Below are 25910 nucleotides of genomic sequence, written 5' to 3'. Positions count from 1 at the left end.
ACCGTAACGGATGACGCAAAAGATCGGTGCATGTGATGGCGGCTGCGCGCTCGTCCGCGCGCGCACACCGTACCGGTAGGCACCGCACCGTTCCCTCCCAGGCCCGCTATCCGGGCGAAAATCCGGGATCTTCGCCGCTCACCCGATCGGGGCAACCGGCCCGCGCGGCCCGCCACGTCCGGTATGCGGACAGTTGCACCAGTGCGAACGGCGCCGCCCACAGCAGCGTGCCGCTCAGCCGGCCGTGCGGGGACAGACCGACCAGCAGCACGCCGCCGAGCGCGGTCAGCGCCATCACTCCCATGGTGACACCCGCGACCAGTCGTGCCATCTCGCGGGGCGGCCACCGGCGCCGCAGCGCCCAGGCGAGCCCGGCCGCGGCCAGCGAGACGCCGCTCAGCACGTCCACGGCCTCGGCCAGCCAGAGGTAGCCGGGGCCGGGCATCGCGCCCCGCCACTCCGCCCAGCCGTCGAGGCCGGACAGCTCGGCCTGCGCCCACGCCGCGCCGAGCACCACGACCAGCAGGACCGTGGTCCGGCCGGCGCGCGCGGCGGCGAGCACCTCCTGCAGGCCGTCCGCGATCTCGCGGGCTGGCCCGAATCGGGCGACCGCGGTCTCCGCGCCCTCCGCCTCGGCCGCGTCGGTCAGCGCGTCGCGGATCTCGGCCAGCATGTCGCGGCGCAGCCGGGCCGGGCCGTGCAGGCGACCGGCGACGTCGGCCACGTACTCGTCGATGACGCTCGGCACCGGCCCAGTCTCGTCACCCGGCGGTCCGGCGGCCATCCGGGAATGCCCTGATCGTTACGATCGCGCGATGCTGGTGCGCTCGCTCGCGGTGCTGACCGCTGTCGCGGCCCTTCTGGTTGCTCTGAGTATTCGCTTCCTTGCCGACGGTGTGATCGAGCAGGTGTCCGGCACCGCTCTCTACGCGTCCATGGTCTATGCCGCCGTCGTGTTCCTGCTGCCGCGCCGGGCGCCGTGGATCTCCGGCTTGATCGCGGTGGCGTTCTGCTGGGCGGTCGAGTTCTCGCAGCTCACCGGCGTTCCCGCAGTCCTCTCCGAGCGTTCGCTGGCAGCCCGGCTGGCGCTCGGCGTGCAGTTCGATCTCATCGACGTGCTGTGGTACCCGGCCGGAGTGGTCCCGCTCGTGCTGCTGCACACGCTGCTAGCCTCGAAGCGTCCGAGCGCCCGGGGAGCGGTCCATGACTACTGAGAGTACGGAATTCCGGCCGTCGTCGTTTCCCTGCCAGCAGTGCCAGGCCTCGCCGGACGATCAGCAGCTGGTCCGGGCCCCTACGGGATGGGTCTGGCGCTGCCGCCGCTGCCACGCGGAGACCGGCCGCACGCTGCCGTTCGATCCGCGCGTCGCGCCGGACGGGCGGGAGACCGCGTGGGCCGCGATCGACACGCTCAAGATCTTCGTGCCGATCATCGCGCCGATCGAGAATGATCTGATCTACGAGATCGTCCGGCCGTACTTCATGGCCGGCTGGTGCGTGCGGGACCTGCTGCACGCGGTCAACTACCTGCCGGACGGCACCACCCACCCCGGCCAGGGCGTGGCCTGGGTACGCGGTGAGGACCGCGACCGCACGCTGTGGCGGCTCCGGCAGCGACTGCGGCGCTGGCGCTTCTCCGACCGCGAGGAGGGCGAGGACGTGATGAACGGCCCCTACTCGACGACGGCACGCGCGATGGCCGAGCTCGGCGCCGGCCAGCGGGCCCGCGCGGTCGCCCGCGACCTGGAGTGGCAGGAACGAGCCGCGGCGGCCCGCAGCGCCGCGCACAGCGGCGCCCGCGAGGTGGCCCGGCGGCAGGCCAAGATCGCCGCCAGCCTGGCCCGCGAGGCGGCCAGCCGCGCGGACGCGGCCGAACGCGACCGCCTGGTCGCCGACATCGCCCGCGGCCGCGAGGCAGCCGAGGTCTGGCGCGAGTCCACCGATCGCCCCTCCGCGGTCCCGCAGGACGCCACCGACTAGCCACCCGGCGCAACCGCGGCGGTCGGCCATCCGCTGCACCGGCGGCAGGCCACCGGCCACCGGCTCTGCCCGGCGGCAGTTCACCGGCCACCCGCTGCCCGACGGCCGGTGGCCGGCCACACGATGGCCCGGCAGCAAGCCGGTGCCCACGGGAGCATGCGGACAGCGACCACGCCGGAAGCGGGAATATCCGCTGTGCAGGTTTCTGTCCTTCGGGCAGCGCGCCCGCCGGCCATCGGCTCCGCGCCCATCGGTTCCACGCCGGGCCGCCGCCGGTCAGACGCGCACCGGGATCGCCGAGGACGTGCCCAGGACCGCGCCACCGGCGTCGAGCGCGTCCGCGACCACGTACTCCGGGGTGCCGGGGATTCGCAGTGTGGTCTCGAAGCCGGACCGGGGCTCCTCCACCGCACCGCCGTTCAGCGCGCCCGGCTGCGTTCCCCAGCGGGCCCGCCACCGGGCCACCCCGGTCGCGCCGTTCCAGCTGGCCGAGACGACCACGCCGCCGTTCTCGACGCGCAGCCCGAGCGCGGGCTGGTCGGCCGGTGTGCCGGTCCACTCGGCCTTGTAGGCACGGTAGGACTGGTTGTCCGGCGGCAGGTGACCGGCCAGCCGCACGGTGCCGTCCGGGTGGTGCTCGGAGAAGTGCGGCATCTGGCCCCAGCCGACGAACGAGCCACCGTCGGCCAGTTCCCGGAAACTGCCCTGGGTGGGCGCGGACAGGCGGTCGGGATGCACGTACTCGGCGACGAACGTGGCCGTCCGCGCGGTCTCGTCCAGCGTGAACACCAGGCCGCGCGAGTAATCCCGCTCCTCGGTGATCCCGGCGCCGTTGTCGAACAGCCCCCACGAGCCGTCCCGCCGCTGCCGGAAGTCGTGCTGCCAGGAGAACGCGGTCCGCTCGTCCACCGCGAAATCCGACTTCTTGCCGCCGACCCGCCAGAGCACCTCGCCGCTCCTTCGGTCGATCTTGTAGCAGGCCCAGGTGTGCCGGGCCGAGACGATCAGGTTCCCGTCCGCGGCCAGCCCGACCGAGTTCGCGTGGAAGTAGTCGTACGGCAGGTGTGCCGCGTCGCCCTGCGGCAGCGGCGCGTACGACTCGTCCAGCCCGACGTGGTCCTTCGCCCGCCACTCGAAGACCTTCTCGCCGGTCGCGACGTCCACCTCCTGGATCACGCCGTCGTGCAGCACGCCGTCGGCCGGCCCGCCGAGCGCGCTCAGGTCGTACGGGATCGGGTCGTACACCCAGAACAGTGCCGTGTTCCGCGGAGTGATCACCATGTCGTGCTGGTCCGCCTGCTCGGTCCCGGCCGCGCGCACCCGGGCGATCTCCCGGTACGCCCGGTCCGCGATCACGAACTCGCCCTGCCCGACCCCCTGCCCACCGGTCCCGCCGATCGTCCCCTCCCACCAGGTCAGCACCGGTTTCCCGCGGTAGACCTGCGCCTTGAGGTCGATCGCCACGGTCGCCGGGTCCGCCACCTTCCGGAACCACACCGGCTGGCCGGTCTCGTCCACGACCAGCGGACCCCAGAGACCCGCGCCGGACGCCGGGGTGAGGAAGATCGAGCCGGCCACGGTCCCGGCGGCCGGCACCGTGATGGTCACGTCCGGCAGGGTGCGCAGGTCGGGGCGGGACCGGTACTTCGGCTCGGCGGCGGCACCGGGATCCGGCGGCGGCTCCGGCTCGTGACCCCGGCCGATCGCGTAACCGGCCCCACCTCCCGCAGCCCCGGCCACCAGGGCCCCGCCGACACCGAACAGCACGTTTCTCCGCGAGATGCTCACGACGCGTGCGTTCCCCGCAGAGAACAAGATCTATCTTCATAGAAGATCACAGTTCCCTGCGAAACGGCTGACCGTCGTAACCCGACTGAAGGATTCCTAGGTACGTTCAGTTCTCGGGTGGAGGCCAGTTCTCGGATGGAGAGTGGTGACGGTGCCGCCCGGACCGGACCGTGCCCGCCGCCCGCCTCGCCGCCTTTGATCGCCGCCCTGGTCGCCAAGCCGGGCCCGTGAGGCGGCTATTTCTTCCGGGTGTAGGCCTCGTACGCATCGACCACCTCGTCCGTCGGGCCGTCCAGGCGGATCTCGCCGGATTCCAGCCAGATCGTCCGTTCGCACGTGTCCCGGATCGACTTGTTCGCGTGGCTGACCAGGAAGACGGTCCCGGCCTGCCGGCGGAGTTCGCGGACGCGGTCCTCGGAGCGTTTCTGGAAGCGGGCGTCGCCGGTGGTCAGCGCCTCGTCGATGATCAGGACGTCGTGGGTCTTGGCGGCGGCGATGGCGAACCGCAGGCGGGCGGCCATGCCGGAGGAGTAGGTGCGCATCGGCAGCGAGATGAAATCCCCCTTCTCGTTGATGCCGGAGAAGTCCACGATCTCCTGATATTTCGCCCGGGTCTCGGCCGGGGTCATGCCCATCGCGAGGCACCCGAGCACCACGTTGCGCTCGCCGGTCAGGTCGCGCATCAGTGCGGCGTTCACGCCCAGGAACGACGGCTGGCCGCGGGTCAGGACGCGGCCGCGGTGCGCGGGCTGGAGACCGGCGATCGTGCGCAGCAGCGTGGACTTGCCGGAGCCGTTCGTGCCGATCAGGCCGATGGCCTGGCCTTCGTACGCGGTGAACGAGACGTTCTTGACCGCGTGCACCGAGCGCTTGGGCGGGCGGGCGCGGCGCAGCACCATGCGGCCGAGCGCGGAGATCGGGCTGCCCCCGCCGGAGCGGCCGCGGACCTGGTAGACCACGTCCAGGTTCTCGACGATCACGGTGGGCTCACTCACGGCCGTACTCCTCCTCCGCCGCCCAGAAGAACAGGAAGCCGCCGACGCCGACCGCCAGCGACCACAGACCGGCGGAGAGCCACAGGTGGTCGGGCATGCGGGCGTCGGGCAGCGAGCCGATCAGCGCGTACCGGACCAGGTCGATGAACGCGACCATCGGGTTCCAGTGCAGCAGCAGGGCGAGCGGGCCGGGTGCGTCGTCGATGAAGTCGTCCAGGCTGTAGAAGACGCCGGAGCCGTAGAGCCAGGTGCGCAGCACGAACGGCATCAGCTGCTTCAGGTCGGTGGTGCGCGCGGCGAGCCGGGCCAGGATCATCGCCAGGCCGGCGCTGAACACGGTCTGCAACCCGATCACCGGCAGCACCAGCAGCCAGGACCAGGTGATCCGCTCGCCGGTGACCAGCACGATCGCGGCGAGCACGGCCAGCGCGGCGCACAGCTGCTGCAACTGCACCAGGGTGAGCGCCAGCGGCAGCGAGGCGCGCGGGAAGTGCATGGCCCGGACCAGGCTCACGTGGTCCGCGATCGATCTCGTGCCGGCCATCGCGACCTGCTGCGTGAAGTGGAAGACGAAGACCCCGGTGCAGAGGTACGCGATGAAGTTCGCGACGCCGTGATCGGTGCCGAGCAGCACGCCGAAGATCAGGTAATACACGCCCGCGTTCACCAGCGGGGTGATCACGGTCCAGAACGAGCCGAGCGTGGCGGACGCGTACGACGCGGTGACCTTGGCGTGCGCGAACGTGACGATGAACGCGCGCCGGGACCAGAGCCGGCGCACGTACTCGGCCACATCCGGCCGCTGCCCGCTGACGCTCAGCCCGTACTCCCGGGCGAGCCGTGCCGATGGCGCTTCGATCATGCCTGACCTCTCTATGGACAGGACGATACCGTCTCGTCGCGTCGAAGGTTAGGTGACGCGCACGACGAGACGCAACCGTCTCGTCGCAGCGTTACACTCCCGAGTATGGAAACGGGTGTGGAACCGGCCAGGAAGCGCGCACCCGCGGGTGCGGCCGTGCTTCGCCCGGACGTGACGGGCGCGATCCGGGACGCCGTCTTCGCGGAGCTGGCCGCCGCCGGCTACGGCCGGCTGTCGATCGAGGCGGTGGCACGCCGCGCGGGCGTCGGCAAGATGGCGGTCTACCGGCGCTGGGGCTCGAAGCTCGCGATGGTGATCGACCTGGTCGGGTCCGTCGCGGTCGACCTGTCCGCGCTGCCCGACACCGGGTCGCTGCGCGGCGATCTGGAGACGTTCCTCAGGCTGGCCGCCCGTGCGCTGCGGCACCCGCTGGCCAACCAGATCGTGCCGGACCTGCTGGCCGAGGCCGCACGCACGCCGGAGATCGCCCAGACGCTCCAGGCGGCACTGCGCACCCACCAGCGCGAGGCCGGCGCGCTGCTCACCACGCGCGCGATCGCCCGCGGCGAGCTGCCCGCGGACGCGGACCCGGACCTGCTGGTCGACCTGACCATCGGGCCGCTCTACTGGCGCCTCGCGGTGGTCCGCACCGCGCTGCCGAAGGGGTACGTGAAGAAACTCGTGGCCGCGGTCCTACCCTAGCCCCGTGGGGTCGGGTCCGACCGCAACGCCAGCGTCGGGCACTCGGCGATCGCACGGCGGGCGTGCGCGACCAGCTGCGGGGGCAGCGGGTCGCCCTTGAGGATCGGGTAGCCCCACTCGTCCAGTTTCACCTGTTCCGGCAGCAGTTCCGCGCACATCCCCCGGGCCACGCAGGCGATCGGGTTGACGCGCAGGAACTGCCCGGCCTCGGCCTGCGGGATCTTCGCCATGCCTACCTCCAGGATCCGTCCCGATCGCGCGCGGCCGGCAGCGGCAGCAGCGGGTCCGCGGCCGCGCCCCGGCAGGTCGCGCCGCCCAGGTGCGTCTGCAGGTCCTCGGCGAACGCGGAGAGCGCGCTGTTCACCAGCCGGGTCGCGCCGTCCGGGTGACTGCACGCGCCGCGGCCGTTGACCACCGCGAGCCGCCGGGTGAGGCGCTGCCGGACCGCGGGCGAGCACCGGCCGTACCCGACCGCCTCCATGTCGTCCGCGATCGCCGGCAGCCCGAAGACGCACGGCCCGCACTGCCCGGCCGACTCCTCCGCGAGGTAGCGGGCCACCCGCGCGGTCTCCACCAGCCCGCAGCTGCCGGCCGGGAGCGCCACGATCGCGCCCGCGCCGATGGTCACGCCGAGCGTGCCGGCCGGGTCGTGCGACAGCGGCAGCGGCTCGTTGCCGGGCAGCGTCACCCAGGTGCCGAAGTAGCCGCCGACCAGCGCCGCGCTGAGCGGTTCGGTCGGGCCACCGGCCAGGTCCAGCACCGCGCCGAGCCGGGTGCCGGGCGCGATCTCGTAGACGCCGGGCCGGTGCACCGCACCGCCGATCGTGATCAGCGTCGAGCCGGGGTCGGTGTCGGTGCCGACCGCGCGGAACCACTCCGCGCCGCGCAGCGCGATCAACGCCAGGTGCGCCAGCGTCTCCACGTTGTCGACCAGCGTGGGCCGGCCGGCCACGCCGCGTTCGGCCGTGCGCGGCGGCGCGAACGTGGGTCGCGCGTCGCCGGTGTTGATGTACTTGATCAGCGCGGACGACTCGCTGGCCACGTACCGCCGGGGCAGCCGGGCGACCTCCCAGCGGACCGGGTCGGTGCGGCGTCGGGCGATCTCCTGCTCCAGCCGGTCGGCCAGCCCGGCGCCGCGCTCCACGCAGAGCACCACCCGATCCGCGCCGACCGCGTGCGCGGCCAGCACCGCGCCGTCCAGCACCAGGTGCGGCGCGTAGCTGAGCAGCGCGCGGTCCTTGCTGCTGGCCGGTTCCGACTCGCAGCCGTTCGCGACCACCACCGGCGTCCGGCCCGCCTCGGCCACCGCGGCCAGCTTCTTCCCGGTCGGGTACCCGCCGCCGCCCCGCCCGCGCAGCCCCGCGCGGCGTACCGTGTCGATCAGCCGGCGCTGCCCGGCCTCCCCCGCGAACGCGCGCAGCGGCAGGTCGCCGTAGGTGGCGCGATGTTCCTCCAGCGTTCCGGCCGCGCGCAGGAGCCGGGGCGCGGGCCGGGTGTCGCGGCGCTGCTGCGGCCGCTCCGCCATGAGCGTCACCGAAACCTCCAGATCATCAGCGGGTACGGGTGGAGAACTCCCCCGGCAGGCGTACCGGCTCCGGTGCCGGGCGGGCCGCGGCCACCGGCTTCGTCGCCGGGGCCGGCTTCGGTGGCGCGGAGTCGATCGGCGGCCGGTCCCGCCTGGCGATCCGGATCGGCACCGCGACCAGCACGGAGACGATGCTGACCGCGGCGGTGACCAGACCGATCGGGCTGTACGCGTCGGTGCCGGCGCCGATGCCGTGTGCCAGCGCGATCGGCCAGCTCAGGTACGCCAGCCAGTGGATGCCCTTCCACAGCCGCAGGTTGATCCGCGGCCGGAGCAGGCTGGTGATGATCAGCGCGAGCAGGATGTCGAACGAGACCGCGCCGAGCCCGAGCCAGAACGGCTGGTACCGCGACCCGAACGGGATCACCGCGTCCGCGAACGTGATCGGCACGTAGTCGTCCGCCGCGACCGTCACCACGTGCACCAGCAGCAGCGCCAGCGTGAGCAGTGAGATGTTGCGGTGCAGTCCGGCCAGCGCGAACCGGGGCCAGCTCGCCGAGCCGACGCGCAGCGGCCCGAGGATGCCGAGCAGGATGGTGGCGGTCATCAGCAGGATCGCGACCATGCCGCTGGACCGGGCGGCGAACCACATGGTCAGGCCACCTCCGCGGGTACCGGGTCGCTGGGCCAGCCGGCCGAGGTGGTGACCGCGCCGTCGTGTGCGACCAGGCGGGCCGGCAGCCCGCGGTTGGCGAGCCAGCGCGGCGCGCCCCGGCCGCGGATGATCGAGGCGGTGGCGGCCGCGTTCGCGTCCACGCAGCTCCCGGCCGCGACCGAGACCGTCCTCCAGACCGGCGCCGGTACGTCCCCGGTGCGCGGGTCCACGATGTGGTGCACCTGCCGGCCGCCGCGCCGCCACCGGCGCTGGGTGACGCTGGACGTGGCGAGCGCGCCCGCGGTGATCGAGACGACCGGGTCGGTGGCACCGGCCGGTGCGCGGTGGCTGTCGCCGACGCTGATCAGCCAGCCGCCGTCCGGCGCCGGCCCGGCCGTGGCCAGGTCGCCGCCGAGCGAGACCAGCGCGCCGCAGCCGAGCGTGGCGATCCGCGCGGCGGCCCGGTCGGCTGCGAAGGCCTTGCCGGTCGCGCCCACGTCGAGCAGGATCCGGCGCGGCACCAGCACGCGCCCGGCGTCCGGGTCGAGCTGGACGCGCCACCAGCCGGGGGCCGGGCGCAGCGGCTCCCCCTCGGGCAGCGCGCGCCCGCGCAGCGCGGCGTAGTCCCGGTCGTACCCGAGGTCGATCACCGCCTGGCCCACGGTCGGGTCGACCAGGCCGTTGGTGGCGGACGCGGCGCGCAGCGCGGCCTGCAGGATCTCGGTGAGCAGCGGGCTGATCGAGGCGGCCCGGCCGGCCTGCTCGGTGAGCCGGACCAGCTCGGAGTCGGCGCGGAAGCGGCTGCAGGCGGCGTCGATCCGGTCCAGCTCGGTGCGCAGCAGGCGCTCCGCCTCGGGCAGCGCGGCCTCGTCCGTGACCAGCAGCAGCGCGGTGGTGCCCCAGATCGGGAAGGCCACCCGGGACGGTGCCACCCGCGGGCCGCTCATGCCGGCTCCCCGGAACGCCGCGTTCCCGGCGCACGCCCGCTCATGATCCACCCGTGGTGGCGTCGCTCTCCTGCTGCGGAGCGGGTGCGGGCGCGGCGGGCGGCGGTGCGAGCTCGGCGCCGCCCTGGTCCTCGCCGTCCTCGTCGTCCGGCTCCGCGACCGCCACGTCCGGCTCGTCCTCCTCCTCCGATGGGGAGGCCTTCGGCGTATCGGTGGGCACGCCGGTGGACTCGACCGCCGCCGGTTCCACCGGGCTCTTCTCCTTCGCGGCCGCGCCGCTGCCCTGCGCGAAGACCCAGCCGAACGCGAGGGAGAGCACGGCCGCGCCGACCGCGGCCGCCTGGGTGACCAGCCGCTGCCGGCGCAGGCCCTGGTCTCGGCGGTCGACGTGGCGCGGTGCGGTGTTGTCCATAGCTCCCTCTTCGCCGGTCCGACGGTGGATATCACGAGGTACGCACGGCGTGCCCGGGAAGGTTCATCCGGCAGCCGCCCGATCCGTTTTTGCGACCGGCCCGCAACGCGGAAAGCCTGCTGCCGCCCGGTGCGCCGCCGATGGCAACACTGCGGGACGGAACTGCCGAACCGCGACACCTCAGAGGGGAGCCAAGAGTGATCAATTACGTGCGAGTCATGATCCGCGAGCGCATCAAGTCGGACCGCGGCGCCAGCGCCGTCGAGTACGGCCTGCTGGCCGCCCTCATCGCCGTCGTGATCATCGGCGGGGTGACGCTGGTCGGCAGCAACCTCAGCGCCACGTTCACCAAGGTCAGCACCAAGGTGTCGCCCTCGCCGTGACGCATGGCCGCTCAGCTGGACGCGGCGGCCGACGTCAGACCGCCCACCCCGATCCTGAGCGAAGGAGTACGACCGTGACGCTCCGCCCGTGCGTGCCTCCGTCCCCGCCCACGCCTGTCCGCAGGCCGGTGCGGGGCCGGAGGCAGGACGGCGGAGCCGCGGCGGTCGAGCTCGCGATCGTCCTCCCGCTGCTGCTCGCCGTCGTCTTCGGCGTCATCGACTTCGGCCGGATGATGGCCAACCAGATCACCCTGAACGAGGCCGCCCGTGAGGGTGCCCGGGCCGCCGCGTTCAACCAGCCGGTGCAGGCCCAGGTCGACCGGGTCGCGCCGGGCATCACCGTGTCGTACTCGCCCTCCCCCGTCGCCTGTGCGAGCGCGGACCCGTCGCAGAACGTGACCGTGACCGTCTTCCAGACCTGGTCCCCGATCACGCCGCTCGGCCCGATCCTGAAGCTGATCAGCAACGACAGCTCGGCCGCCAACGGTTTCACGCAACGCGCGAAGGGTGTCATGCAGTGCGCAGGCTGACCACGATCTTCTCCAGGAACAGGCGCGGTGACCGGGGTGCGGTCACCGCGCTCGTCGCGATTCTGCTGACCGGCGGCGTGCTGCTCGGCATGGGCGCGCTCGTCGTCGACGTCGGCCGGATCTACGCGGAGCGGGAGGAACTGCTCACCGGTGCGGACGCCGCGGCCTGGGCGGTGGCGAACCAGTGCGCGGTCAGCCTGTCGCCGTGCTCGGCCTACACCGCGAGCGCGCAGAGCTACGCGAACCTGAACGCGTCGGACGGTGCGGTCACGGTCTCGCTGGTCTGCGGGCTGAACCCGAAGATCTCTTCGGCCTCCACCTGTCCCGCGGAGAACACCAGCTCCACCAGCCTGTCCCGGTGCATCGGCACGCGCGCGGCCGCGATCGCCGCGGCCGGCTCCGGCGCGGTCGGCTACGTCGAGGTCTACACCAGCACGAAGAACCCGGACGGCAGCACGCTGCTGCCGCCGGTGTTCGCGCGTGCGCTGGCCGGCGGCGCGAACAACAACGGCACCCCGGTCGGCGCCTGCTCCCGGGTCACCTGGAACACGCCCACCACGGTCGGGCCGGTCAGCTCGATCGCGGCGGCCGTCACCGCGTGCGTGTACAACGGCCTGACCACTAACGGGACGAACTATCCGACGACGGTCAAACCGATCCATATCCTCGGCGACAACGCAGCGCACACCGGCTGTCCCGCGCCGACGCTGCTGGGCACCCGTACCGGCTTCGGCTGGCTCGACTCCAGCGACTGCACCCGGAACCTGACCTATCCGTCGGACACCGCGGGCGGCACCGCCGGCGTGCTCAGCGCACTGCTGTTCACCAACTGCACGACCGTGCTCAACAATGCGATCAGCAGCGGTACGCCGGTGAACCTCCCGATCTACGACACGATCACCGGCGGAAGCGCGCACCTGATCGGCTATGCGCCGTTCGTGGTGACCGGCTGGCGGCTGACCGCGGTGCTCGGCCTGCTGCCGCAGACCCGGAGCGAGCCGGCCACCGGCGCATGCACCGGCTTCGAGCAGTGCATCTACGGATACTTCAAGCCGCTGCCTCGGTCAGTTCCCGGTAGCTATGGGGTTACCACCCTCAAGCGCGCGGGCTAGCCACCGAAGAGCACTGGCGTGAAGAGACGGATGCTGGCGGTGATGGCCGCCCTCGTGCTGGCGGCCTTCGGCGGCTTCGCGGTGATCGCGTACGTGCGCGGTGCCGAGGAGCGCGCGGTGGCGCAGACCGACCCGGTGTGGGTGCTGGTCAGCACCGGCACGATCCCGGCCGGTACGACCGGCGCGCAGATCCGCGAGCGGGGCCTGACCCAGCGCGTCGCGATGCCGGCCGAGACCGTGCCGCAGGGCGCGCTCGGCGAGCTGGCCGCGGACCTGGACGGCCTGGCCCTGACCGGCGAGGTCGGCGCGAGCCAGCTGCTGCTGGCCGGCATGTTCGGCACGCCGACCGCGCTCACCGGAGGCCTGCCGGTGCCGGCCGGGAAGCTCGCGGTCAGCGTGCAGGTCGGCGCCGCGGCGCAGGTCGCGGGCTACGTCCGGCCCGGTGCCACGGTCACCATCTTCAACACCTACGAGTCCGGCGACGGCCGGGTCACCCGGGTGCTGCTGCCCGAGGTCGACGTGATCGGCGTGGGCGAGCGGGGCAGCGCGGGCGCGGCGGTGACCGCGGTCCAGCAGAACGGCGCCGAGACCGCACCGGCCACCACCATGCTCACCGTCGCGGTCGACCAGGACCAGGCCGAGCGCCTGGTACACGCCTCCCAGACCGGCTCGCTGTACCTGGCGCTGCGCGACGAGACCGCCAGGGTGTCGGTCGGCGACGGCGTCACCGACCGCGACCTCTTCAACTAGCCGCACGAGAAGGGAACGAGGCGAGACCGATGAACCTGACGCACACGCTGTACCTCGAGGCGGACCCCTCGTCCCGGATCATCCCGGCCGACGACTACGTGACGCACGGCATCAAGCTGTGCGAGTCGTTCCCGGAGCTGGGCGCGGAGCTGGGCAAGCGCGCCGACATCAAGGTCGTGATCTTCGGCAGCACCGTCGACCTGGGCGCGGTACTGGAGTTCGCGGCGTACCACCGGGTGCACCGGCCGTCCGTCGGCGTGGTGCTGATCCGCGACGTGATCGACCTGGAGACGCTGCAGGAGGCGCTGCGGGCCGGCGTCCGCGAGATGGTCCCGGCCGGCGACCGTACCGCGCTGGTCGCGGCCTGCCAGCGCACGGCTGACCTGGCGAACGCGATCACCACGATCAGCCCGTCCGTGGTCACCCCGAACGAGCCGTCGAACGCCAAGATCGTCACGGTGTTCGCCGGCAAGGGCGGCTGCGGCAAGAGCGTCGTCGCCACGAACCTGGCCGTGGCGCTGGCCGCGAACGGCGCCCGCCGGGTCTGCCTGGTCGACCTGGACCTGCAGTTCGGCGACGTCGGCATCATGCTGCAGATGGCGCCGGAGCGGAGCATCGCGGACGCGATCCCGATGGTCGGCCGGATGGACACCGACGGCGTACGGTCGCTGCTCACCCACTACCGGCCCGGCGTCGACACGCTGCTGGCGCCGACCACGCCGGCCGAGGGCGACCAGGTCACCCGCGAGGTGATCACGGAGCTGCTGGGCGTGGCACGGACGATGTTCGACTACATCGTGGTGGACACGCCGTCGTTCTTCAGCTATCAGGTGCTCTCCGCGCTGGACGTGACCGACTGGTACGTCCCGATCGTGGTCCCGGACCTGCCCACGCTGAAGAGCGTGCGGCTCACGCTGGACATGTTCGACATGCTGCAGTACCCGCGGGAGAAGGTCCGGACGCTGCTGAACCGCTCCGACTCACAGGTCGGCCTGAGCCACGGCGACGTCGAGCAGGCGATCGGCACCGAGATCGACATCCGCATGCCGTCCTCCCGGGACGTGCCGGTCAGCGTGAACAAGGGCATGCCGCTGGTGATCGACCACCCCGTGCACCCGGTGAGCGTGGCCATCCGCAACCTGGCCGACCTCATCGCCGGCGTCGCCCCGGTGGAGGCGGCACCCGTCACCCGCCGCCGTCGCGGCCTCCTCTCGCGTAAGGGCTGATCAGTGGGTCTCGCAGACATCATCCAAGCGCGCCAGTCCGGCGCCGAGGCGATCCTCCGCAACACCGACGGCCCGGTCACCCAGGAGCGCTCGGTGGGCGAGCGCGCCCGCGCGGTCGGCCGTCAGGTCGCCGACCCGGTCAACGAGGTGCGCGCGCGGATCCAGCGCGAGCTGGGCGAGATCCTCGGCCCGAAGCTGTACACCGAGATCGACGAGGCCGAGGACCTGGAGCAGCAGGTGCGGCAGACCATCGCGGAGCTGCTGGCCCGCGAGGAGACGCCGCTGACCGGCGCGGACCGGGTGCGGATCACCCAGGACGCGGTGGACGAGATCCTCGGGCACGGCCCGCTGGAGTCGCTGCTGCGCGACCCGTCCATCTCCGAGATCATGGTGAACGGGCCGCGCCGCGTCTACATCGAGCGCAACGGCCGGTTGCAGGCCGCGAACACGCAGTTCACCGACGAGACCCACCTGCGCCGGATCATCGACCGGATCGTGTCCCGGGTCGGCCGGCACGTGGACGAGGCCAGCCCGATGGTGGACGCACGCCTCGCGGACGGCAGCCGGGTCAACGCGATCGTGGCGCCGCTGGCGCTGGACGGCTCGTCGCTGACCATCCGCAAGTTCGCCGCGGAGACGCTGACCGTGCAGGACCTGATCCGGTTCGGCACGCTCACCAAGCAGACCGCGGACGTGCTCCAGGCCTGCGTGGCGGCGCGGCTGAACATCGTGGTCAGCGGCGGCACCGGCTCCGGCAAGACCACCACGCTGAACATCCTGTCCGGGTTCATCCCGGACGACGAGCGGATCGTCACCGTGGAGGACGCGGCCGAACTTCAACTGCGCCAGGATCACGTGGTACGTCTGGAGTCCCGCCCGGCGAACTCCGAGGGCCGCGGCGCGGTCTCCACCCGTGACCTGGTCCGCAACGCGCTGCGCATGCGCCCGGACCGGATCGTGGTCGGCGAGGTCCGCGACGGCGCCGCGCTCGACATGCTCCAGGCGATGAACACCGGTCACGACGGCTCGCTCACCACGCTGCACGCCAATACGCCGCGGGACGCGCTGTCCCGGCTGGAGACGCTGGTCCTGATGGCCGGCATGGACCTGCCGATCCGCGCGATCCGGGACCAGGTCGCGTCCGCCGTCGACCTGATCATCCAGGTTGCCCGGCTCAAGGACGGCTCGCGCCGGATCACGCACGTCACCGAGGTGGTCGGCATGGAGTCGGACGTGGTGACGCTCCAGGACCTGTTCCTCTTCGACTACCACGCCGGGGTTGACTCGGAGGGGCGGTTCCGGGGGACGCTCAACTCCACGGGTCTGCGGCCGACGTTCACGGAGAGGTTCGAAGCACACGGCGTGGTCCTGCACCCGGAGATGTTCGGAGGTCCCATCCGATGAGGCGCGCGGCAGCCCTGTCCGTCGCCGCGCTGGGGTTGTCGCTGGTCATCGGCGCGACCCCGGCGTACGCGGACCCGGTCGAACTGACCCTCAGCGGCACGAAGGTGACCCCGGGCCAGGTCTCGTTCCGGCTCACCGCGCAGGGACTCCAGGACGGCCTGGACGCGTCCCGGCTGCGGGTGATGGTCGGCGACCGCACGCTCCCGGCGGAGCTGGACGGGCGCCGGCTGCGCGCGTCCGTCCCGGCCGAGCTGGCCGGCACGGACGCCACCGTACGGGTGGTGCTGGCGGTGCCGGGCGACGACGACTTCGCGGTGGCGACCGAGCGCGTCTCGTTCGCCGGCGCACCGGCGTCCCCGTCGGCGGGCACGACCGACCGCGCGGCAGACCCGACCGGCCCGGCGGTCGGCGCGACCGACCGCCCGGTAGACCCGACTGACCGCCCGGTTGACGCGACTGACCGCGCGGTAGGCGCGACCGGCCCGGCGGCGGACGCGACCGGATCGGCGGCTCCCGTCCCGGTGAGCGCGTCGCGGACGCCCGCGGGCACCTCGACGCCGGCCGCGTCGGTCTCGGAGCGGGCCGGTGCGCCCGCATCCGTACCCTCGAATGATCTTGAATCTGCCGGTGGTGCGCGTGGTTCCGGCCGCGGGCTGCTGATCGCGGCGGTTGCCGCGCTGGCCGCGGCCGCCGCGATCGGCGGCTGGCTGCTGTTCTCCGGCGGTGGCCGGCGCAACGAGTTCCAACGCCGGCTGGACACGCTGCGGCAGTTCACCGACGCGCGCGGCACCGTGCCGGACGAACAGCGGTTCACCGCGCAGACCCGGCTGGTGCTGGGCATCCTGCACTGGCTGGACGGCCGGCTGAGCCCGAAGCTGCGCGCCTCGATCGAGATGTCCGTGCAGCGCGCCGGCGTCGCGCTGGACCCGGCCGAGTGGCTGCTGGTCCGGATCGCGATCACGGTGGTCTCCACGGTGGCGATCGGCGCGCTGTTCGGCTCCTGGTTCGGCCTGCTGACCGGCGCGCTGGCCGGCTGGGTCGGCCCCGGCCAGTGGCTGTCGTTCCGGGCCGGGCGGCGCAGCCGCGCGTTCACCGACCAGCTGCCGGACGCGCTGCGGCTGATGGTCGGCGCGCTGCGCTCCGGCTTCACGCTGAACCAGTCGATCGACGCGGTGGTCCGCGAGGGCCAGGCGCCGGTCAGCACGGAGCTGGGCCGCGCGATGGCCGAGACCCGGCTGGGCGATGACCTGGAGAACGCGCTGGACCGGGTCGGCGAGCGCAACAACAACCCGGACGTTGGCTGGATCGTGATGGCGATCCGGATCCAGCGCGAGGTCGGCGGCAACCTCTCCGAGGTGCTGGAGACCGCGGTGCACACCATGCGCGAGCGGGCCAAGCTCAACCGGCACGTGCGCGCGCTCTCCGCCGAGGGCCGGCTCTCCGGGATCATCCTGTTCGCGATGCCGTTCGTCATCGCCGCGGTGCTGCTGGTGCTGCGGCCGGAATACGTCCGCCCGCTATACACCGAGCCGGCCGGGCTCGCCATGGTCGCGGTCGCGGCCGTCCTGCTCACCGTCGGCGCGGTCTGGCTGCGTCGTCTCGTCGAGGTGAAGGTCTGATGTTGCTGCTCGTCGCCGGTCTGTCCGCGCTCGCCGGTAGCGCGGTCGTCCTCGCGCTGGCCGCGGTGCCCGCCCGGGAGACCGCGGGCGGCAACCTGGTCCGCTCGCTCCAGGCGTTCGACCGGGCACGGGCCCAGGCCGGGACGCACCGGGTGGAGCCGGGCGCGCGCAGCTCCGCGGTCCCGGCCTGGCTACGCGCGCTCGGCGACCGGCTGGAGCACCTCGGCCGCGCGCTGACGCCCGGCACCGGCGTGCAGCGGCTGGAGCGTCAGCTCGACTTCGCCGGCAACCCGGCGAACATGACGGTCGACCAGGTGCTCCGCGGCAAGGGCATCGGCCTGGTCAGCGGCCTGCTGACCTGGCTGGTCATCGGTACGCTGCTGGACGGCGCACAGGGTGCGCTGCTCGGCGCGCTGGGCGGTGCGATCGCCGGCTTCTACGCCTGCGACCTGATCGTCCGCAACCGGGCCGGCGCGCGGCAGCAGGAGCTGGCCCGCAGCCTGCCGGACGTGCTGGACACGCTGGTGATCAGCGTGGAGGCCGGTCTCGGCTTCGACGCGGCGCTGGCCCAGGTGGCCCGGCACGGCAAGGGCCCGATGGTGCGCGAGCTGTTCCGGGTGCTGCAGGAGATGCAGATCGGCAAGTCCCGCACCGAGGCGCTGCGCGCGATGGCCGCCCGGACCACGGTGCTGGAGCTGAAGGGCTTCGTCTCGGCGATCATCCACTCCGGCGAGCTGGGCGTGCCGATCGCGTCGGTGCTGCGCGAGCAGGCCAGCGAGATGCGCACGAAGAGCCGGCAGCGCGCGGAGGAGCAGGCGCAGAAGGTGCCCGTGAAGATCCTCTTCCCGGTGCTGTTCTGCATCTTCCCGGCGATGTTCGTGGTGGTGCTGGGCCCGGGCATCCTGTCCATCATGAGGTCGTTCTGAGCTGTTTTCGGCCAACACCCGGACGGCGGGAGTCCCCTATCGGACGAGCAAGTTGCACGTGCGACGCCGGAGTACGAATACTCGGTGTATGCGAGCCGACACCTTGGGAGATCATTTTCTCCCGGCGGCCGGCACCGCGTTCGGGGATCCCAGCCCCATGTTCGCCATGCGAGCCGGGAGCACCGCCGAGATCCAGCAGCTCGCCGACGAGATCTTCTCGGCGCCGCGCTGGGTCACCGCGATCGGTGCCGCCCCCGCGCGGTGCCGGCTGCGGGTCCTGCGCTTCGGGCCGGTGATCATGTCCGAGTGGGAGGCGGACGAGGCGGTCCAGGTGACCGCGCCGGACCTGGACGACTACAACATCGGCCTGGCCCCGGCCGGACGCCTGTTCACCGAGCAGCGCGGCATCGTCACCACCGCGACCACGCTGGAAGGCTCGGTCTACCGGCCCGGCTCACCGGCCCGCGCGTGGTGGCGCCCGGACACCCGGCCGGTCACCGTCGCGCTCGCGCCCGGCGCGCTGGAGGCGGAGCTGGAGTCACTGCTCGGACACCCGGTCCGCGGGCCGCTGCGGCTGTCCCGCCGGTTCGACCTGTCCCGCGGCATGGGCCGCAGCTGGAGCGCGCTCGCCGGGCTGGTGCATGCGGAGCTGTGCGCGGCGGACGGCATGATCTACCGCCCGATGATCGCGGAGCGGCTCTGGGCCTCGATGCTCGGCGGCCTGCTGCTCGCGGTGCACCACCAGTACAGCGACGAGCTGAACGAACCGGCGGCGCCGAGCCGGCCACGCTCGGTCAAGCGCGCGATCGACGCGATGGAGGCGGACCCGGCCCGGCCGTTCACCACGGCCTCGCTGGCCCGGGTGGCCGGGATCAGCGCACGCTCGCTGCAGGACGGCTTCCGCCGGCACGTGGGCGTCACCCCGATGATCTACCTCCAGGACGTACGGCTCGGGCGCGCGCACCTGGAGCTGTCCACCAGCGCGCCCGGGGCGATCACGGTCTCCGAGGTGGCGCACCGCTGGGGGTTCGTCCACCTCGGACGGTTCGCGGCCGCGTACCGCCGCCGCTTCGGCCTGCTGCCCTCGGAGACGCTGCGCGAGACGTGAGTCATTCACCCGGGTCTCCCTGACCGGCGGCCGGCCGTGGCACGACCGGAGCCCGGGCCGGTGCGGCGGTGCCGCGCTCGGTCAGCACCGACCAGGGTGCGGTCCCGCCGGAGATCACCGACCACTCGCCCCGGGACCCCGCTCGCAGATGGCCGAGCACCCGGTCGGCGGCGTCCACCCCCTCCTCGACCAGCGCGGTCAGCGGTGACCGGGCCGGCGGCACGCCCGGCGACAGCGCCGCCTGCGCCGCCTCGTAGTGCGCGAGGAAGTGCGCGGCACGGCGAAGCGCCTCGAGCGCCCGCGCGGCGTCGCCTTCGATGTCGGATGGCTGACCCACGCCCCACGCCTCCGCTCTTCTCGTTCCGTCACCGGCCGTTCCACTGAGGGCAATGAAAGGCCGCTGCCGAATCTATGCGCAAGTGCGGCCCGCAGTCGATCCGATCCGCGCAGTAACAGTCCGAATCGCGCATGAAGCTCGTCATCCCTCGGGAGGAGGGCCGCGCCACCATCGGCTGACAGCCCGAATCAACCCGCGGGCTGTCGCGGCCGGACCACCGTTGTACGTACCGTCCTGCTATGACCATGACCAGGAAGGTCGTCTGGGTGCGCTCGCCACACGCCGGCGAACTGCGCGGCGCGCTCGCGGACGGCGGCGGTCACGTCACGGTCGCCGGGCACGGGCTACTGCGGGTCACCGGGCTGACCGCGGCCGAGGTCGGTGACCTGGCCGTCGAGTGGGGTGCGCCGATTCACGAGCTGCGCACCTCGCATCATGCGGATTGATCTCCGTACGCTCGGCGTCGTGGTCCGGTGCCGGAGGTTCGCCGGCCGGCACCGCACGCTGGTCGACGCCGGCCTGGCCGCGCTGCTGCTCGCGGTGCAGTTCTCCCAGCGCGCGCCCGGCCCGGCGGGCGCGGTGCTGGTGATCGCGCTGCACGTGCCGCTGATCTGGCGGCGGGCCCGGCCGGTGCCGGCGTTCTGGGCCACGCTCGCCCTGGCCGTGGTCTGCGACCTGCACGCCTGGCGGTACGAGCCACGACAGCCGTTCGTGTTCGCGGTGCTGATGGTGGCGATCTACGCGGTCGCGCTGTACGAACCGGACCGCCGCCACCTCTGGGCCGCGGTGGCGGCCGGTGAGCTGGCCTCCGCGATCATGCTGGCGTCCAGCCGGAGCTGGGCGGAGTACTCCGGCGCGCTGCTGTTCGCGTCCGCGCTGCTGGCCGCGGCCGCGTCGCTCGGCGTGGTCCGGCAGACCCGCCGCGCCTACCTGGCCGAGCTGGAGGAGCGCGCCCGCCGCCTGGAACGGGAGAGCGACCAGCAGGCCCAGCTCGCGGTCGCGGCCGAGCGGGCCCGGATCGCCCGCGAGATGCACGACATCGTGGCGCACAATCTCACCGTGATGGTGGCGCTGGCCGACGGCGCCGCGCTCACCGTCACCCGGTCGCCGGAACTGGCCGCGGACACCATGCACACGGTCTCCGCGACCGGCCGGCAGGCGCTCGGCGAGATGCGCCGGCTGCTCGGCCTGCTCCGCTCCGACTCACCGGCCCCGGCACCGCAGGCCAGGGCACCGCAGCCGGGTTTCGCCGACATCGACGGGCTGATCGCCCAGGTGCGTACCGCGGGCCTGGCCGTGACCGTCACCCAGCACGGCACGCCGGTCGAGGCGTGGGGCCCGGGGGCCGGACTGACGGCGTACCGGCTGGTCCAGGAAGCGCTGACGAATACGCTCAAGCACGCGGGTCCGGGTACGAACGCCCGGCTGGACCTGCGCTACGAGCCGCACGGGATGGAGCTATCGGTGACCGACGACGGACGCGCACCCGCCCGGACCTCGCCCGGCACCGGCGGGCACGGCCTGGCCGGGATGGCCGAGCGGGTCGGTTCCTACGACGGCACGGTCGAGTCCGGCCCGCTGCCGGGTGGCGGCTGGCAGGTCCGCGCGCGGCTCACGTTCGGCGCGTCCGCATGATCCGGGTCGCGCTCGTCGACGACCAGCCATTGCTGCGCCTCGGCTACCGGATGGTGCTGGAGTCCGAACCCGACCTGGAGGTGGTCGGCGAGGCCGGGGACGGCGCGGCCGGTGTCGAGCTGGCGCACCGGATCGTGCCGGACGTGGTGCTGATGGACGTACGCATGCCGATCCTGGACGGCATCGAGGCGACCCGCCGGATCGCCGCGTCCGGCCTGCCCACCCGGGTGCTGGTGCTGACCACGTTCAACCTGGACGAGTACGCGTTCTCCGCGCTCCGCGCCGGTGCCAGCGGCTTCCTGCTCAAGGACGTGCCACCGGCCGACCTGCTGACCGGCATCCGCGCGGTGGCGGCCGGCGACGCGATCATCTCGCCCAGCGTGACCCGGCGGCTGATCGACGCGTTCGCCGCGCACCTTCCCGACCACGGCGCCGGCCGGCCGGTCACGCCGGACGACCGGCTGGCCCGGCTGACCGACCGGGAGCGGGAGGTGATGACGGAGATCGCGCGCGGCGGCTCGAACGCGGAGATCGCCGCGCACTTCAACGTCTCCGAGGCGACCGTGAAGACGCACGTCGGCCGGATCCTGACCAAGCTCGGACTGCGCGACCGGGTGCAGGTGGTCATCTTCGCGTACGAGACCGGCCTGATCCACCCGAACTAGAGCCGGTATCGAAGTGGGGGTCGGAGCGAGGCGCGGTCCAGGCGGCGCCTGGGCCTCGCCGCAGCCCGGCATCCCACTTCGATACCGGCTCTAGCTAGAGTCTCACCTGTGCGCGGACCGGTGAGGTGGGCGTCCGGGAGCCGGATGCCGGCTCGATCGTCAGCGCGATCACGTCCGTGTCCCCCACCGAGGAGACGAAACCCACGCCCGTGCCCGAGCCCGGCGGCATGACGGGGGCGGGTGCCGGATTCGCGCCGGTGATCAGCCACATCTGGTACGCCTGGCCCGGCTCCGGCGGCGCGGCGCCATCCATCAGCACGACGCCCTCGTCCAGGGACCGGGACACCACGACCGTCACCTGACCGCCGCCGGTCACTTCCGCGGTCCGCAGCCGCGCGTCCGGCGCGGACAGCACCGCCTGCACGCGCGCCGCCTCGGCCCGCGCCGCCGCCGCGATCACCGCCTGCTCACGTACCCGCTGTTCCTGGTAGGCGAAGACGGCCGCGCCGGTGCCGGCGGCCAGCGCCACGGCCGCGGCCGCGGCGAGCACCCGGCGGCCCCACGCGGGCCGGCGGCGGGCGGCCGGCCGGACCGGCGTCGTCTGCCGGGTGATCGCGATCCGCCGCATCACCTCGCGGCGCAGCCGGGGCGGCGGCACCGACCAGGTCGCGTCCGCCAGCCGCGCGGTCGCCTCGCGCAGCTCGTCCACCTCGGCCGAGCAGGCCTTGCAGGTGCCGAGGTGCCGGTCGAACGCAGCGCGCTCGATGTCGTCCACCGCGTCCAGCACGTACGCGCCGACCAGCGCGTGAATGTCCATGGTCATCGCGCTACCTCCACGCCGAGGCAGTCGCGCAGCCGGATCAGGCCGTCGCGCATGCGGCTCTTGATGGTGGGCAGCCCGGCGTCGAGCAGCCGGGCCACCTCCGGATAACTGTGCCCGCCGTAGTACGCGAGCGTGACCGCCTCCCGCTGCAGGTCGGTCAGGCTGCCCAGGCAGCGGCGGACCTGCTGCTGCTCCAGGCGGCTGGTGACCTCCTCGACCACCTCGTCGTACGGGACGTCCGCCTCGGCCGCGGCGACCCGGCGCACGCGGTCGGTGCCGGCCTGCTCGGAGCGCACCCGGTCGACCGCGCGCCGGTGCGCGATCGTGAAGACCCACGCGGTGGCGGAGCCGCGGGCCGGGTCGAACCGCCCGGCCGTCCGCCACACCTCGACCAGCGCCTCCTGCGCGACCTCCTCGGCCTGGGCCGGGTCGCGCAGCACGCGCCGGATCAGTCCGTAGACCCGTGGCGACACCAGCTCGTACAGGCGGGCGAACGCGGCCTCGTCGCCGCGCGCCACCGCGCGCAGCAGCCGGTCCGGCTCGGCCTGCCCGGCCGCGTGCTGCGGTACCGGCGGCACCGCGGACAGATGGTCGGTCATACGGCTCAGCTTGCCTTCTCTGCGCGCTCGATCACAGTAGGGGCTTCGGAACACGCGGCGGCGCGGATGGGTGCGAGGCTGTCCGGCATGAAGATCGGTGCGGTGCTCTTCGACATGGACGGGACGCTGATCGACTCGCACGGGGCGATCATCCGGAGCTGGACCCGGATCGCGGAGGAGTACGACCTGCCGCTGGACGAGATCCTGGCCGTGCACGCGGGCCGGCCCGCGTGGAGCACGCTGGAGTCGGTGGCGCCGTGGCTCGGCGCCGAGCGGATCCGGCAGGCGGCGGCGCGGCAGCTGGAGTGGGAGTACGACGACCTGACCGACGTGATCGCGATCGACGGCGCACTCGACCTGATCAAGGGCGTCGCCGACCGAGGCGTGTCGTGGGCCGTGGTGACCAGCGCGGACGAGCGGCTGGCCCGGGCCCGGCTGGGTGCGGTCGGCATCGACCCGCCGCTGTTGATCAGCACGGACGACATCAGCGCGCCGAAGCCGGACCCGGAGGGTTACCTGCTGGCGGCGAACCGGCTCGGCGTACCGCCGGCGGGTTGTCTGGTCGTCGAGGACGCGCCCGCGGGAGTGACCGCGGGGCGCGCGGCCGGCATGCGCGTGGTCGGCGTGGCGGGAATCACCGGCGACATAACAGTGACAAATCTGGTCGAAATCCTCGAACTACTCGACTGACGAGCCGGAAATGCGGGCTACTGGTTCGCATTCGCAACGTAACCCGGCTGGACGGGACCGGTAGTGCTCCAGGAAACTGTGCCGGTACTTCCGTGGTGCTGACTTCCTCGGTGCTGTGGCTCGGGAGCGCTGTGGCAAGGACGTAGGGGTGGGGATGACCGAACCAATCCTGGCGGTCGATGTCGGGACGTCCGGAACATCGGCGGCGTTGATTGTCGGCGACCAGACGACGCTGCTCAAGGAGCCGCTGACCGGCGCCCTCGTCTGGCCGTCCGCCGTCTGCGTGGACGACAACGGCTTCGTCGTCGGCACCGCCGCGGAGCGCCGCAAGCGTTCCGTACCCCGGCGCTACATCGACGGCCCGCGCCGCGCGGTGGACGCGCAGGCCGCGATGCGGCTGGACGACCGTGAGGTGACCGGCAACGAGGCGGTCGCGGCCTACCTGGCCGAGCTGGGCCGGGAGGCGCAACGCGTCTACGGCGGCCAGGTCTGGCGGCTGACTCTGTCCATCCCGGCCGGCTACCTGCCCGGCGACCCGCGGCGGGACGCGATGATCGCGATTGGCGAGGCCGCCGGCTTCGTCGACGTCGAGCTGATACCGGACGCGGTCGCCGCCGCGCTCGACCCGCACACCGGTGCCGACCTGCGCCCCGGCTCACTGGTCCTGGTCTGCGACCTGGGCGCGAACTGGACGGCCTCGCTGGTCCGGGTGGCCGGCAACGACTCCGCGCTGCTGGCCACGCAGAGCTCGACCGCCGGGCACGACCTGGAGGCGCTGCTCATCAAGGACCTGCGCACCGAGGGCCGGGCCTGGCTGGAGCCGCTGCTCGCCGCGCCCGGTGACGGTGGCCTGCGGGCCTACTACGAGGCGATCGACTTCGTCCGGCGGCTGAAGCACCAGCTCGGCGACTCGCTCGAGGTCGAGGACCACCTGACGCCGCTGACCCCGCCGTACAAGTTGAGTCGCGCCTGGCTGGAGGCCTTCGCCGAGCCGGCCGTGCAGGCGCTGGTGGCCAGCGCGCACGCGGTGGTCGGCGCGGTCGGCGCCACGCTGGCGGACATCTCCACCGTGGTGCTGACCGGCGGTGCGTCCCGGCTCCCGGTGGTCGAGCCCGCGCTGGCCGGCAGTCTCGGCCACACGCTGCGACACGCGCCCGAGCCGGAGCTGGCCGTGGTCCGCGGCGCCGCGCAGTGGGCGGCGAACGCGGAGAGCCGCGCCGTCGCCGCGGACGCGCCGAGCTGGCGGATCGAGCCGATCTCCTGGGACATCCCGGGCGGCGACGCCAAGCTGCTGCGCTGGAACGTCGGCGAGGGCGAGGCGTTCCGCGAGGGCACCGTGGTCGCCGAGGTGCGCACCGGCGACGAGCGCGTCTACCAGCTGACCGCCACGCACGCGGGCGCGCTGCTCGGCCATACCGTGCCGCCCGGCGGCCAGGTCGGCGCCACGCTGGTCACGGCCGCCACCCGGGACGCGGCGGCGCTGGCCGCCGACCCGCCGACGCAGCGCCTGCAATTGCGCACCAGCGGCTCCTGGCTGCTCACGCCGGACCGGCAGGTGCTGGTGGAGTGCGACACCGCCGGTCGGCACATCCGCTCGTTCGTGATCGCGACCGGCGAGCTGATCGGCGAGTTCCGGCCGGACTACGGCGCCGGCACCGCGCAGGGCGCCCGGATCTTCTTCGACCCGGAGGGCCGGCTCAGCCTGATCGCGTGGGACACCGAGGGCACGTTCTCGGTCTGGGACGTGGAGACCGGAAAGCTCTCCACCCGGTTCCGGGACTCGGTCGGCCCAATCCGCGTGCTGGTCGACGAGCCGAGCTGGCGGCTGGCCGCGGAGGCGGACGGCAAGGTGCAGGTCGGCCGCTACCGGCGCGGCGTCACCACGCTGTGGGACCTGCGCACCGGCGAACGGCTGGAGCGGACCGGCGACGAGACGTGGGAGCAGCGCAACCCCGGCTTCCGGATGCGCAGCCCGACGGACGCGTTCAGCACCGAGAGCATCAGCCCGGACGGCCGGCTGCGCGCGCTGGTCACCTCCGACCTGGACGGCTCCGGCGTGCTCAGCCTGCAGGACATCGAGAGCAGCCTGGAGGTGTTCCGGGTGCACGCGCCGGCGGCGCCGGAGGCCGAGGGCTTCGTGCCACGGCTGCTGACGTCGTTCACCGCGGACGGCAAACTGCTGCTGGCGAACTGGGACTACGCCGACCGCAGCCTGGTCGACGCTTGGGAGATGTGAG

The 25910-nt window shown here is 73.1% G+C and carries 29 protein-coding genes; 17 read left to right on the top strand and 12 right to left on the bottom strand.

Annotated elements, in window-relative coordinates:
• Window positions 1-106: 106 nt before the first annotated feature.
• Complete coding sequence (locus J2S42_RS27245; RefSeq protein ID WP_307243528.1) at window positions 107-748, bottom strand: HAAS signaling domain-containing protein; 642 nt, start codon at window positions 746-748, stop codon at window positions 107-109.
• A 67-nt stretch (window positions 749-815) separates the two neighbouring features.
• On the opposite strand from J2S42_RS27245, the gene J2S42_RS27240 reads away from it, so the two are divergent.
• Both J2S42_RS27240 and J2S42_RS27235 read left to right on the top strand, forming a co-directional pair.
• Window positions 816-1214, top strand: coding sequence for a ribosomal maturation YjgA family protein (locus tag J2S42_RS27240; protein WP_307243526.1), 399 nt, complete (start codon window positions 816-818; stop codon window positions 1212-1214).
• Window positions 1204-1980 carry a hypothetical protein gene (locus tag J2S42_RS27235; RefSeq protein ID WP_307243524.1) on the top strand — a complete coding sequence of 259 codons (777 nt, stop codon included), beginning with the start codon at window positions 1204-1206 and terminating at the stop codon, window positions 1978-1980. The genes J2S42_RS27240 and J2S42_RS27235 overlap by 11 nt, the downstream gene beginning before the upstream one ends.
• A gap of 276 nt (window positions 1981-2256) precedes the next feature.
• Here the strand turns inward: J2S42_RS27235 and J2S42_RS27230 are convergent, their stop codons facing one another.
• The 3 genes from J2S42_RS27230 to J2S42_RS27220 all read right to left on the bottom strand — a co-directional run bounded on the left by J2S42_RS27230 (window position 2257) and on the right by J2S42_RS27220 (window position 5625).
• The gene (locus J2S42_RS27230) at window positions 2257-3768 is read right to left on the bottom strand and encodes an arylsulfotransferase family protein (RefSeq protein WP_307243522.1); all 1512 of its coding nucleotides are present in this window, start codon (window positions 3766-3768) and stop codon (window positions 2257-2259) included.
• Window positions 3769-4004: 236 nt separating this feature from the next.
• Entirely contained in the window at window positions 4005-4763 is a 759-nt protein-coding gene (locus tag J2S42_RS27225) for an ABC transporter ATP-binding protein (protein WP_307243520.1), read from the bottom strand.
• Window positions 4756-5625, bottom strand: coding sequence for an ABC transporter permease (locus J2S42_RS27220; protein WP_307243518.1), 870 nt, complete (start codon window positions 5623-5625; stop codon window positions 4756-4758). Before J2S42_RS27220 ends, J2S42_RS27225 begins: the two co-directional genes overlap by 8 nt.
• 117 nt (window positions 5626-5742) lie before the next feature.
• Here J2S42_RS27220 and J2S42_RS27215 point away from each other — a divergent pair, with 117 nt between their 5' ends.
• Entirely contained in the window at window positions 5743-6327 is a 585-nt protein-coding gene (locus J2S42_RS27215) for a TetR/AcrR family transcriptional regulator (RefSeq protein WP_370879437.1), read from the top strand.
• Here the strand turns inward: J2S42_RS27215 and J2S42_RS27210 are convergent.
• Genes J2S42_RS27210 through J2S42_RS27190 form a run of 5 tightly spaced genes read right to left on the bottom strand, consistent with a single transcriptional unit; the run spans window position 6324 to window position 9866 of the window.
• Window positions 6324-6557 carry a ferredoxin gene (locus J2S42_RS27210; protein ID WP_307243515.1) on the bottom strand — a complete coding sequence of 78 codons (234 nt, stop codon included), beginning with the start codon at window positions 6555-6557 and terminating at the stop codon, window positions 6324-6326. The two genes, J2S42_RS27215 and J2S42_RS27210, sit on opposite strands and share 4 nt — an antisense overlap.
• A gap of 2 nt (window positions 6558-6559) precedes the next feature.
• Window positions 6560-7852, bottom strand: coding sequence for an NADH-ubiquinone oxidoreductase-F iron-sulfur binding region domain-containing protein (locus J2S42_RS27205; protein ID WP_307249057.1), 1293 nt, complete (start codon window positions 7850-7852; stop codon window positions 6560-6562).
• Between the two features lie 25 nt (window positions 7853-7877).
• Window positions 7878-8504 carry a ferric reductase-like transmembrane domain-containing protein gene (locus J2S42_RS27200; RefSeq protein ID WP_307243513.1) on the bottom strand — a complete coding sequence of 209 codons (627 nt, stop codon included), beginning with the start codon at window positions 8502-8504 and terminating at the stop codon, window positions 7878-7880.
• 2 nt (window positions 8505-8506) lie between these two features.
• Entirely contained in the window at window positions 8507-9454 is a 948-nt protein-coding gene (locus J2S42_RS27195) for an FAD:protein FMN transferase (RefSeq protein WP_307243512.1), read from the bottom strand.
• Window positions 9455-9494: 40 nt separating this feature from the next.
• Window positions 9495-9866 carry a hypothetical protein gene (locus J2S42_RS27190; RefSeq protein WP_307243510.1) on the bottom strand — a complete coding sequence of 124 codons (372 nt, stop codon included), beginning with the start codon at window positions 9864-9866 and terminating at the stop codon, window positions 9495-9497.
• 197 nt (window positions 9867-10063) lie between these two features.
• Between J2S42_RS27190 and J2S42_RS27185 the strand changes: the two genes are divergently transcribed.
• From J2S42_RS27185 to J2S42_RS27145, 9 genes are all read left to right on the top strand, one after another.
• Window positions 10064-10249, top strand: a complete 186-nt coding sequence (locus J2S42_RS27185) for a Flp family type IVb pilin (RefSeq protein ID WP_033345576.1) — start codon at window positions 10064-10066, stop codon at window positions 10247-10249.
• A 74-nt stretch (window positions 10250-10323) separates the two neighbouring features.
• Window positions 10324-10779: a TadE family protein gene (locus tag J2S42_RS27180; RefSeq protein WP_307243508.1), complete on the top strand. Its 456-nt coding sequence runs from the start codon at window positions 10324-10326 to the stop codon at window positions 10777-10779.
• On the top strand, window positions 10767-11891 hold the full coding sequence (locus J2S42_RS27175; RefSeq protein WP_307243506.1) for a pilus assembly protein TadG-related protein: 1125 nt from the start codon (window positions 10767-10769) through the stop codon (window positions 11889-11891). Before J2S42_RS27180 ends, J2S42_RS27175 begins: the two co-directional genes overlap by 13 nt.
• Before the next feature lie 18 nt (window positions 11892-11909).
• Complete coding sequence (gene cpaB / locus J2S42_RS27170) at window positions 11910-12641, top strand: Flp pilus assembly protein CpaB (RefSeq protein ID WP_307243504.1); 732 nt, start codon at window positions 11910-11912, stop codon at window positions 12639-12641.
• 29 nt (window positions 12642-12670) lie between these two features.
• Window positions 12671-13867, top strand: coding sequence for a CpaE/TadZ family protein (locus tag J2S42_RS27165; RefSeq protein WP_307243502.1), 1197 nt, complete (start codon window positions 12671-12673; stop codon window positions 13865-13867).
• A gap of 3 nt (window positions 13868-13870) precedes the next feature.
• The gene (locus tag J2S42_RS27160) at window positions 13871-15271 is read left to right on the top strand and encodes a TadA family conjugal transfer-associated ATPase (RefSeq protein ID WP_307243500.1); all 1401 of its coding nucleotides are present in this window, start codon (window positions 13871-13873) and stop codon (window positions 15269-15271) included.
• A complete protein-coding gene (locus tag J2S42_RS27155) occupies window positions 15268-16890 on the top strand; it encodes a type II secretion system F family protein (RefSeq protein ID WP_307243498.1) in 1623 nt (540 codons plus the stop codon). The genes J2S42_RS27160 and J2S42_RS27155 overlap by 4 nt, the downstream gene beginning before the upstream one ends.
• Window positions 16890-17816, top strand: coding sequence for a type II secretion system F family protein (locus J2S42_RS27150; protein WP_307243496.1), 927 nt, complete (start codon window positions 16890-16892; stop codon window positions 17814-17816). Before J2S42_RS27155 ends, J2S42_RS27150 begins: the two co-directional genes overlap by 1 nt.
• Before the next feature lie 157 nt (window positions 17817-17973).
• A complete protein-coding gene (locus tag J2S42_RS27145) occupies window positions 17974-18924 on the top strand; it encodes an AraC family transcriptional regulator (protein WP_307243495.1) in 951 nt (316 codons plus the stop codon).
• A 1-nt stretch (window position 18925) separates the two neighbouring features.
• Here the strand turns inward: J2S42_RS27145 and J2S42_RS27140 are convergent, their stop codons facing one another.
• Window positions 18926-19261, bottom strand: coding sequence for a hypothetical protein (locus J2S42_RS27140; protein ID WP_307243494.1), 336 nt, complete (start codon window positions 19259-19261; stop codon window positions 18926-18928).
• Window positions 19262-19500: 239 nt separating this feature from the next.
• Between J2S42_RS27140 and J2S42_RS27135 the strand changes: the two genes are divergently transcribed.
• Genes J2S42_RS27135 through J2S42_RS27125 form a run of 3 tightly spaced genes read left to right on the top strand, consistent with a single transcriptional unit; the run spans window position 19501 to window position 21561 of the window.
• Window positions 19501-19707 (top strand): DUF8746 domain-containing protein, encoded by a 207-nt coding sequence (locus tag J2S42_RS27135; RefSeq protein WP_307243492.1) that lies wholly within the window; start codon window positions 19501-19503, stop codon window positions 19705-19707.
• Window positions 19697-20896 carry a sensor histidine kinase gene (locus tag J2S42_RS27130; RefSeq protein ID WP_307243491.1) on the top strand — a complete coding sequence of 400 codons (1200 nt, stop codon included), beginning with the start codon at window positions 19697-19699 and terminating at the stop codon, window positions 20894-20896. Before J2S42_RS27135 ends, J2S42_RS27130 begins: the two co-directional genes overlap by 11 nt.
• The gene (locus J2S42_RS27125; protein ID WP_307243489.1) at window positions 20893-21561 is read left to right on the top strand and encodes a response regulator; all 669 of its coding nucleotides are present in this window, start codon (window positions 20893-20895) and stop codon (window positions 21559-21561) included. Before J2S42_RS27130 ends, J2S42_RS27125 begins: the two co-directional genes overlap by 4 nt.
• A 94-nt stretch (window positions 21562-21655) precedes the next feature.
• On the opposite strand, the gene J2S42_RS27120 is transcribed toward J2S42_RS27125, so the two are convergent.
• Window positions 21656-22384 carry an anti-sigma factor gene (locus J2S42_RS27120; protein WP_307243488.1) on the bottom strand — a complete coding sequence of 243 codons (729 nt, stop codon included), beginning with the start codon at window positions 22382-22384 and terminating at the stop codon, window positions 21656-21658.
• Complete coding sequence (sigK, locus tag J2S42_RS27115; protein WP_307243486.1) at window positions 22381-22983, bottom strand: ECF RNA polymerase sigma factor SigK; 603 nt, start codon at window positions 22981-22983, stop codon at window positions 22381-22383. The genes J2S42_RS27120 and sigK overlap by 4 nt, the downstream gene beginning before the upstream one ends.
• An 87-nt stretch (window positions 22984-23070) precedes the next feature.
• On the opposite strand from sigK, the gene J2S42_RS27110 reads away from it, so the two are divergent.
• Both J2S42_RS27110 and J2S42_RS27105 read left to right on the top strand, forming a co-directional pair.
• On the top strand, window positions 23071-23673 hold the full coding sequence (locus J2S42_RS27110) for an HAD-IA family hydrolase (RefSeq protein WP_307243484.1): 603 nt from the start codon (window positions 23071-23073) through the stop codon (window positions 23671-23673).
• A gap of 154 nt (window positions 23674-23827) precedes the next feature.
• Window positions 23828-25909: an Hsp70 family protein gene (locus tag J2S42_RS27105; protein ID WP_307243482.1), complete on the top strand. Its 2082-nt coding sequence runs from the start codon at window positions 23828-23830 to the stop codon at window positions 25907-25909.
• The last annotated feature ends 1 nt before the right edge of the window (window position 25910 follow it).

This window comes from Catenuloplanes indicus (assembly GCF_030813715.1).
GTDB lineage: Bacteria > Actinomycetota > Actinomycetes > Mycobacteriales > Micromonosporaceae > Catenuloplanes > Catenuloplanes indicus.
This window is presented reverse-complemented; position numbering and strand designations above follow the sequence as displayed.

What these genes read in the sequence shown, in the direction of transcription:
- J2S42_RS27240 (WP_307243526.1), top strand. Translation starts at nt 816, where the DNA reads ATGCTGGTGCGCTCGCTCGCGGTGCTGACCGCTGTCGCGGCCCTTCTG.
- J2S42_RS27235 (WP_307243524.1), top strand. Translation starts at nt 1,204, where the DNA reads ATGACTACTGAGAGTACGGAATTCCGGCCGTCGTCGTTTCCCTGCCAG.
- J2S42_RS27220 (WP_307243518.1), bottom strand. Translation starts at nt 5,625, where the DNA reads ATGATCGAAGCGCCATCGGCACGGCTCGCCCGGGAGTACGGGCTGAGC.
- J2S42_RS27210 (WP_307243515.1), bottom strand. Translation starts at nt 6,557, where the DNA reads ATGGCGAAGATCCCGCAGGCCGAGGCCGGGCAGTTCCTGCGCGTCAAC.
- J2S42_RS27205 (WP_307249057.1), bottom strand. Translation starts at nt 7,852, where the DNA reads ATGGCGGAGCGGCCGCAGCAGCGCCGCGACACCCGGCCCGCGCCCCGG.
- J2S42_RS27200 (WP_307243513.1), bottom strand. Translation starts at nt 8,504, where the DNA reads ATGTGGTTCGCCGCCCGGTCCAGCGGCATGGTCGCGATCCTGCTGATG.
- J2S42_RS27195 (WP_307243512.1), bottom strand. Translation starts at nt 9,454, where the DNA reads ATGAGCGGCCCGCGGGTGGCACCGTCCCGGGTGGCCTTCCCGATCTGG.
- J2S42_RS27190 (WP_307243510.1), bottom strand. Translation starts at nt 9,866, where the DNA reads ATGGACAACACCGCACCGCGCCACGTCGACCGCCGAGACCAGGGCCTG.
- J2S42_RS27165 (WP_307243502.1), top strand. Translation starts at nt 12,671, where the DNA reads ATGAACCTGACGCACACGCTGTACCTCGAGGCGGACCCCTCGTCCCGG.
- J2S42_RS27155 (WP_307243498.1), top strand. Translation starts at nt 15,268, where the DNA reads ATGAGGCGCGCGGCAGCCCTGTCCGTCGCCGCGCTGGGGTTGTCGCTG.
- J2S42_RS27150 (WP_307243496.1), top strand. Translation starts at nt 16,890, where the DNA reads ATGTTGCTGCTCGTCGCCGGTCTGTCCGCGCTCGCCGGTAGCGCGGTC.
- J2S42_RS27145 (WP_307243495.1), top strand. Translation starts at nt 17,974, where the DNA reads ATGTTCGCCATGCGAGCCGGGAGCACCGCCGAGATCCAGCAGCTCGCC.
- J2S42_RS27135 (WP_307243492.1), top strand. Translation starts at nt 19,501, where the DNA reads ATGACCATGACCAGGAAGGTCGTCTGGGTGCGCTCGCCACACGCCGGC.
- J2S42_RS27130 (WP_307243491.1), top strand. Translation starts at nt 19,697, where the DNA reads ATGCGGATTGATCTCCGTACGCTCGGCGTCGTGGTCCGGTGCCGGAGG.
- J2S42_RS27125 (WP_307243489.1), top strand. Translation starts at nt 20,893, where the DNA reads ATGATCCGGGTCGCGCTCGTCGACGACCAGCCATTGCTGCGCCTCGGC.
- J2S42_RS27120 (WP_307243488.1), bottom strand. Translation starts at nt 22,384, where the DNA reads ATGACCATGGACATTCACGCGCTGGTCGGCGCGTACGTGCTGGACGCG.
- sigK (WP_307243486.1), bottom strand. Translation starts at nt 22,983, where the DNA reads ATGACCGACCATCTGTCCGCGGTGCCGCCGGTACCGCAGCACGCGGCC.
- J2S42_RS27110 (WP_307243484.1), top strand. Translation starts at nt 23,071, where the DNA reads ATGAAGATCGGTGCGGTGCTCTTCGACATGGACGGGACGCTGATCGAC.
- J2S42_RS27105 (WP_307243482.1), top strand. Translation starts at nt 23,828, where the DNA reads ATGACCGAACCAATCCTGGCGGTCGATGTCGGGACGTCCGGAACATCG.